Origin of the sequence: Microcoleus sp. PH2017_05_CCC_O_A (assembly GCF_020738785.1) — a bacterium.
Classification (GTDB): domain Bacteria; phylum Cyanobacteriota; class Cyanobacteriia; order Cyanobacteriales; family Microcoleaceae; genus Microcoleus.
In genome coordinates this window covers 68,542-75,650 of the sequence record NZ_JAEQCB010000055.1, presented here as the reverse complement: position 1 = coordinate 75,650, position 7,109 = coordinate 68,542, and the positions used below count along the sequence as shown (strand labels likewise).

Below are 7,109 nucleotides of genomic sequence, written 5' to 3'. Positions count from 1 at the left end.
GCTTCCTTCCAAGAAACCACAAGGGTGCTCACCGAAGCTGCGATCGAAGGCAAATCCGACTGGCTGCGCGGCCTCAAGGAAAACGTGATCATCGGCCGCCTGATTCCTGCTGGAACTGGATTCAATGCCTATGAGGATGCCAGCGTTCAAGATGCCGGTTTTGAGGGTGCTGTCTTTGACGACGACATCCAGGATTTGCAGGAAGATGTCGTGTTGGACGATCGCACTGCCCGCCGCAAGTATACGATCGAGAGTCCTTTTGATGTCGGCCGCGCCCCTGATGTTGACTCCGAGGAGGATTTTGAGGAAGTTGAGGTTGATGAGGACGATTTTGTCCCTGATACTGATGATGATTCCTTAGGCGCGATCGCCGATGATGATGATGATATCGGTTACGACTTCGACGAGGACGAAGACTAAAACGAGTGTTTTGAGATAGATTGCCGCGCAGCCAGCGATCCTGAACTGCGCGGCAATTTTTGAGAGATCCTCCCAACCAACAGGCGCAAGCGTTGGTTGAAAAATCTTAAATTTTTGGTTTCAAAACTTAAAATTCAAAATTCACAGGCGAAAGTGCGATCGGCACATCAAATCGCCCGAAAAAAGAAGGCAGAAGATATTCAGCCGCAGGCATAAATCAGAATTCAATAAAACTTGAAAATTAAAATTTTTAATTGTTTGAATCAAACTATAAATAAAATTATTTCTTCCTTATAATACCAATTTTCAAAATTAATACAACATTAGTTGTAGGCTGTGGATCCACGAAAAATTCGTAGCTATATATCGACAATTTGACAGAGCCGCACCTGACCACAATGGTACAAGCGACCAAACAAAACATTTATTATGTCGCAATCTTTTGTCAAAATGGTATTATAAACACGCTCGCATTATTCAAGCCAGTCTGCGAAAATAACTATTTGTTCTGATGTGGGTTTAAGCACGAATTCGTAGGTTAGATTGAACACTAGGTCTTTAAGAAATATCAAGACTTTTCTTAAAAAGTCGATCAAATAAAAGCCGTCCTAGAAGGACGGGGCTGAAGAAGCCAAGTTTTCGGTAAAAGACCGCTAACCCAAGCGTATTAAACTACAAACTTCGTGGCTTCCCTCCGTTACATTTGTTACATCCGACAGCCGACGAATCCGTTGCTGAACTTCCTTCTTCAAATATGGTGCGCTCACTCAGGGAGCAAAGCCTTGATCCGATCGACAAACTCTTGATGGTCTACTACGGGTTTAGAGATGTAACCGTCGGCACCGCTTTGATCCAGAAAAGTTTCTCTATCACCGGCCATCGCGTGAGCCGTCACCAATATAATCGGCAGCGAGGCGGTTTGCGGGTCAGCTTTCAGCAGTTGAGTAATCTTAATGCCGTCAACAGATTTTCCCTGGTACACGCTGCGCGAAAGAGACACGTCCATTAAAATCAAATCAGCTTGGCCGGCCGCAGCAATCTGCATCACCTCTTCAACATTTTCCGTGTGCTTGACAGCTAAGCCCCCCCGCTTAGTAAGTATTTTGGAAAAAACTCGAGCATTAACCAAATCGTCCTCTACAATCAGAACGGTTTTCATAAATAAATATGGGAAGTATGGAAACTTTGCGACATGAGTCAAAAGAGGAACACGGCACGAGGATTAGATTCCCCGTCAAAAATGCAGAGTTTTTAGCGCCATCAGCCGGGAACCCTGCAAAACCCGCATATATTCCTTGAGCGACTACCGTGAGAGGGTGTACAGATGCCCAGAAGCATCCATTACCATCATTTAGACTACTACATACAAACAAACAGATACATTTAACCCGGTAGAAGCTGAAAATCAACCTTTACTGTGTATGGCACAATTGGTAAGATGCAATCTTACGCCTTTGTGTCGCGGATCTGTCACAGCCTTTAAAAAAAGGCTAAAAGTGCCATTCATATCACGCCCGATGCCATGACCGCAAGAAGGACAAACTGTTGGTTACCTTCTAACTTTTTGTGGTTCTGTCCATACTTTGAACAGGTTTTAGATGTATATTCTTCAGTCAGTCTGCTACAATACATCCGCGCTTAGATGCGGAAATGCTTTAACGTAAAATAGGGTGAACCTATTGATATTACTACAATCTACCACAGTCTACTAGAATATTTCAAATAATTGTCTACCTTAGATAGAGTGTTTAGTTGTTTTTTAGAACTAGACCTGACACTGACGCTCGTCTCACGATCCCCCGGTAGCAAGTTTTTAGTAACCTGTTGTCGATTTAAATTGTATATTTGAATTCTCTATTCCCCTTCACGGTTACATTTTCTCCCCGACGACCGAGAATCTCCCTCTCTCCCCCGAATATCGCAGACAATTTCGGGATTGCTACTGCTTATCCTCTCTTGTGGTCAGGACTCCAACTTGTACCATTTTAGATTTTAGATTTTAGACTGGGGACGATCGCTCGGATAGGGGTATGAAGGTGGACTGAGGTTGAGGGCAGTTCCATTACTTTTTGTAACTGCTATGGGAGTCCCGGAGCCTTGACAATTATTTTCTTTCTTGCTCTTAGAGTCAAGCAATGTTGATTGACCTACTCGGGCCTTCCCATTCGGATCGGAGTACCCAATATAGCGGGGATGGTTGGGGATTCGCCATTCTCAGTTTTGACCGCTATCGAGCTGGTGTCAGAGGCTTGAGAGTTCGCCCGGATAGATTTGACCCGGCTGAATTCTGAACGATCTGCCTTTGTGAGCGATTATAAGGAAAAGTATGACTGTGAATCAACCTTCTCGCGGCGGCGGGTAAATAGACAGGTAGGCACAAAGGTCGGCAACATAGAGTAGCAAAGAAGCGGAGTAATTCGAGGGAAACGGAGTAATTCGGAGTACCCTGCTACACCAGATTTCACACACACCAAGAGTGTGATAGCCGCTGGAGGGTCATGACTCAATCAATTCGGGCAAGATTCAAGCGTCAGGGGAGGAACATCGCGTAGCTTCTGAACGTGGAACACCGCACCCTGGTAACAAGCCTGTAAGCCAATCGATGCAAACATTACCAAGTCCCCAGATGCAGAAATGCAAATTCAAGCTAATTACGTTTTCCTGTTGAATCACGACAGGACGTTCCTCAACATGGTGCATCCTGCCCGTGCTAGAGAGCTGTTGACCAAACAAAAAGCAGCGGTGTACAGATCATATCCGTTTGCGATCGTCCTCAAGCAACAGATTCTCAATCCCACACTCAAACCCTATCGGCTCAAAATAGATCCAGGTTCTAAATGGACGGGTTTCGCCATTCAATGCGGTGAAGATATTGTCTTCGGCATGGAACTAAAGCATCGAGGATTGCAAATCAGCGCTGACCTCAAACAACGGGCTAGCGTGCGAGGCTCGCGGCGTTCGCGCAATCTTAGATATCGAGCAAAGCGTTTTAATCGAAAGCAGCCTACAGGATGGTTAGCCCCCAGCTTGCGACATAGAGTTCAAACGGTAGAAACTTGGATTAAGCGATTCATGCGCTACAGTCCCATCACTGAGATTGAGATTGAGCAAGTCCGGTTTGACACACAACTGATGCAGAATCCTGAGATTAGTGGAGTGCAATATCAAGCGGGTGAACTGGCTGGCTATGAGGTGAAGCAATATCTACTAGAAAAGTGGGAACAAAAATGCTCGTACTGCGGTGCAACCGATACCCCCCTGGAAGTAGAACACATTCAGGCTAAATCAAAAGGTGGGTCAAACCGAGTCAGCAACCTTGCTCTTTCCTGTGTTCCGTGCAACCAGAAGAAGGGGAATCGCGATATCCAAGATTTCCTTTCGGGCAAACCCGACCTGCTACAACGTATTCTTGCACAAGCCAAGCAACCCCTTAAAGATGTAGCAGCAGTGAATTCAACCCGTTTTGCCATTGTCAGGATGGCAAAAGAGCTATGCGACACGGTGAAGTGTTGGACGGGCGGCAGAACTAAATTCAACCGCCTCCGCGGCTTAGAGAAGTCACATAGTATTGATGCCGCCTGTGTCGGGAAATCTGGTCGCTCGATTCAATTGAGAACAACTCAGCCTCTGATTGTCACGTGTTTTGGGCACGGCACAAGGCAGGAAATACGAGTCAACAAACACGGGTTCCCAGCAGTGAAAAATACACGAGTACGATACAAGCACGTCAAAACAGGCGATACAGTTAAGTTCACGCTGGATACTGACCGCAAGAATTCACGAGCCGGAACCTATACGGCGCGAGTGAAAACACCTACTGCAAAGAGTTTTGAGGTTTTAATTAATCAGTTTCGTATTGGAGTTTCTACCATAAAAAACGTGAAGTTTATTCACCGACAGGACGGCTACTCATATCGATTTTAGTTCACTCCGTTTCACCCCAGAATACTCCGATATTCTGCTATCTAGTAATTAGACATAAGGACTCATGGCTAAACAACTCAACCTACTTTCCGGGCAAGTAATTTCTACGCCTCTGCACGCCGAGATGCAGCAATCGTACCTCGAATATGCCATGAGTGTGATCGTCGGGCGAGCTTTGCCTGATGTCCGCGACGGTTTAAAACCTGTGCACCGTCGAATTTTGTACGCGATGCACGAACTCGGTTTGACACCAGACCGACCTTACCGCAAGTGCGCCCGGGTAGTTGGAGATGTTTTGGGAAAATATCACCCCCACGGCGACCAATCGGTTTACGACGCTCTGGTGCGAATGGCTCAGGAGTTTTCGAGCCGCTATCCTTTGCTGGCGGGTCACGGCAATTTCGGTTCGGTGGACAATGACCCTGCTGCTGCGATGCGCTACACGGAAACTAGGCTGGCATCGATCGCCCACGAAGCCATGCTAACCCAAGTCGGTGACGCAACTGTAGATTTTACTAATAACTTTGACAGTTCGCAGCAGGAACCGACGGCCCTACCTGCTCAGTTGCCGTTTCTGTTGCTCAACGGCTGTACTGGCATTGCTGTCGGGATGGCTACGAATATCCCGCCCCACAATTTGGGCGAGGTGGTAGACGGTTTAATTGCTTTGATTGAAAACCCCGAGCTCTCGGATGAGAAGTTGATCGAACTGATTCCGGGCCCGGATTTCCCTACCGGAGGGGAAATCGTCTCTACAGAGGGCATTGTTGACGCCTACACTAAGGGTCGAGGTAGCATTGCGGTCAGGGGTGTGGCTGGGGTGGAAGAAGTGCCTGGGAATCGCAAGGTACGCACTAAAACGGCGATCGTCGTGACGGAGTTTCCGTTCCAGGTAAATAAGGCGGCTTGGATTGAAAAGGTGGCGGAGTTGGTGAATGCCGGCCGCCTCGACGGTATTTCTGATTTGCGTGACGAGAGCGATCGCGAAGGCATTCGAGTGGTAATTGAACTCAAGCGAGAATTTACACCAGAGGCGGTGCTGGCTCGTCTTTACCAACAAACTGACCTGCAAACAAATTTTGGCGCGATTTTGCTGGCAATTGTCAACGGTCAACCCCGACAGTTGACCTTGAGACAATTGTTGCAAGAATTTCTCGATTTCCGAGAAGTGACTCTCACCCGCCGCTACAATTACGAGTTGCAGGCGGCAGAACGTCGCTGTCACATTGTCCAAGGCTTAATGTTGGCTTTGACAAATCTTGATACTGCGATCGACATTCTCAGAAATGCTCCTGACGGGACTACTGCTAAGCAAACTTTCCAAGTTCGCCTTAATCTGAGCGAAAGTCAAGCTGATGCGATTTTGGCGATGCCGATGCGTCGGCTGACTGGTATGGAAAGGCAAAATTTGCAGTCTGAGTTGGATGAGTTGATGGGGAATATTCAAGAATTGCAGCGGTTGTTGAGCGACAGGCGCGAACTTTTGAAGGCTTTAAAGAAGGAATTGCGATCGCTAAAACGCAAGTACGCTGACGAACGTCGCACTAAATTTGCCAATGGAACCGGACGCGCCAGAACTGCTCAAACACAACCGGCTGGCAAGAAAAATGCTGGTGTGAAGCCTTTGTTGCCGGCAACAATTTCACCTAATTTATTGCCCGATATTGAACCGGAGGAAACTATTGTTGAATTTTCGCACAAGCAGTACGTGAGACGATTGCCCGCTGCGGAACGCCCGCGCTCGAAAAGTCGCGAAAAATCGGTTTCAGCTTTAGAAAAAAATGAAGATTTTATTGTGACGGCAAACCTGACAAAAACCGATCGCACTTTGGTCGTCTTAATTCCTAACGGCAAAGCTTATCCGCTGAAAGTGGCTGATATTCCTAGTAGCAGCCAAAAAGACCGGGGAACGCCGATTGTTAGTTTGTTGTCGCCCAGTGCTACTAAAGAAAGTGCAGGTCGTGCTTTCTCGGAAATCACAGTTGCACACTTTATTTTGCCGGAAAATTCGGAGGCTGCGGATTTAGTAACTCTGACTCAACAAGGCAAAATTAAGCGCTTGCCGATGCAGGAATTTGCTGAGCTGACTAATCGCGGCGTGACTGTTGTTAAACTCAAGGAGGACGATCGACTGCGTAATGCTAGTCTCAGCAAAGTTGGCGACCAAGTGGTCGTCGCAACTTCGGGAGGTCGAGTCCTCCGATTTGATGTTGATGACGAACAACTGCCGCCCATGGGCCGCACCGCCCAGGGTTCTCAAGTCACCAGGTTGCGGAAGCAGGAACAGTTGGTGGGTTGTATTACGATCGACCGGGAGGACAGTCTGGTGCTAATTTCGGAGTTGGGTTGGGCTAAACGAATGCCTGCGGGTTCTGTCAGGCTGACTAACCGCGGCGAAATTGGCACTCAAGCTTTTCGCTTTGCAGAGCCTAAAGATGCTTTGGTTGGATTGCTGCGGGCTGTTCCGGGTACGGATGTTAAACTTTTTACGAGTGCTGGCCGCTTGCTGCGATCGACTACTGATGCTATAGCTTTTTGGGGGAAGGATGCTCCGGGCGATCGGGTTTTTGACCTCAATCCTGGTGAAAGAATTATCAAGGTTATCAGTAGTCAATAGTCAATAGTCAGTAGTCAGTAGTCAGTAGTCAATAGTCAGTAGTCATTGGTAATGGGTAATTATTTGGGGAGCATCTCAGTTTTGTTTTTATAGTGCTGTCCCCGCTCGCGAGGGTTAGATCGGCAAGCGACCGGGGACGATCACACTA

3 protein-coding genes and 1 pseudogene are annotated in these 7,109 nt (G+C 47.4%); 3 read left to right on the top strand and 1 reads right to left on the bottom strand.

The genetic code is table 11. The features are described from left to right. A pseudogene (rpoC2, locus tag JGK20_RS14445) lies at nt 1-420 on the top strand (DNA-directed RNA polymerase subunit beta'); the annotation flags it as partial. Between the two features lie 763 nt (nt 421-1,183). Here rpoC2 and JGK20_RS14440 read toward each other — a convergent pair. Then, on the bottom strand, nt 1,184-1,579 hold the full coding sequence (locus tag JGK20_RS14440; RefSeq protein ID WP_293153459.1) for a response regulator: 396 nt from the start codon (nt 1,577-1,579) through the stop codon (nt 1,184-1,186). A gap of 1,475 nt (nt 1,580-3,054) precedes the next feature. Between JGK20_RS14440 and iscB the strand changes: the two genes are divergently transcribed. After that, nucleotides 3,055-4,344 (top strand): RNA-guided endonuclease IscB, encoded by a 1,290-nt coding sequence (gene iscB, locus JGK20_RS14435; protein ID WP_293231000.1) that lies wholly within the window; start codon nt 3,055-3,057, stop codon nt 4,342-4,344. Between the two features lie 64 nt (nt 4,345-4,408). Next, nucleotides 4,409-6,961 (top strand): DNA topoisomerase (ATP-hydrolyzing), encoded by a 2,553-nt coding sequence (locus tag JGK20_RS14430; RefSeq protein WP_293230997.1) that lies wholly within the window; start codon nt 4,409-4,411, stop codon nt 6,959-6,961. Nucleotides 6,962-7,109 lie beyond the last annotated feature (148 nt).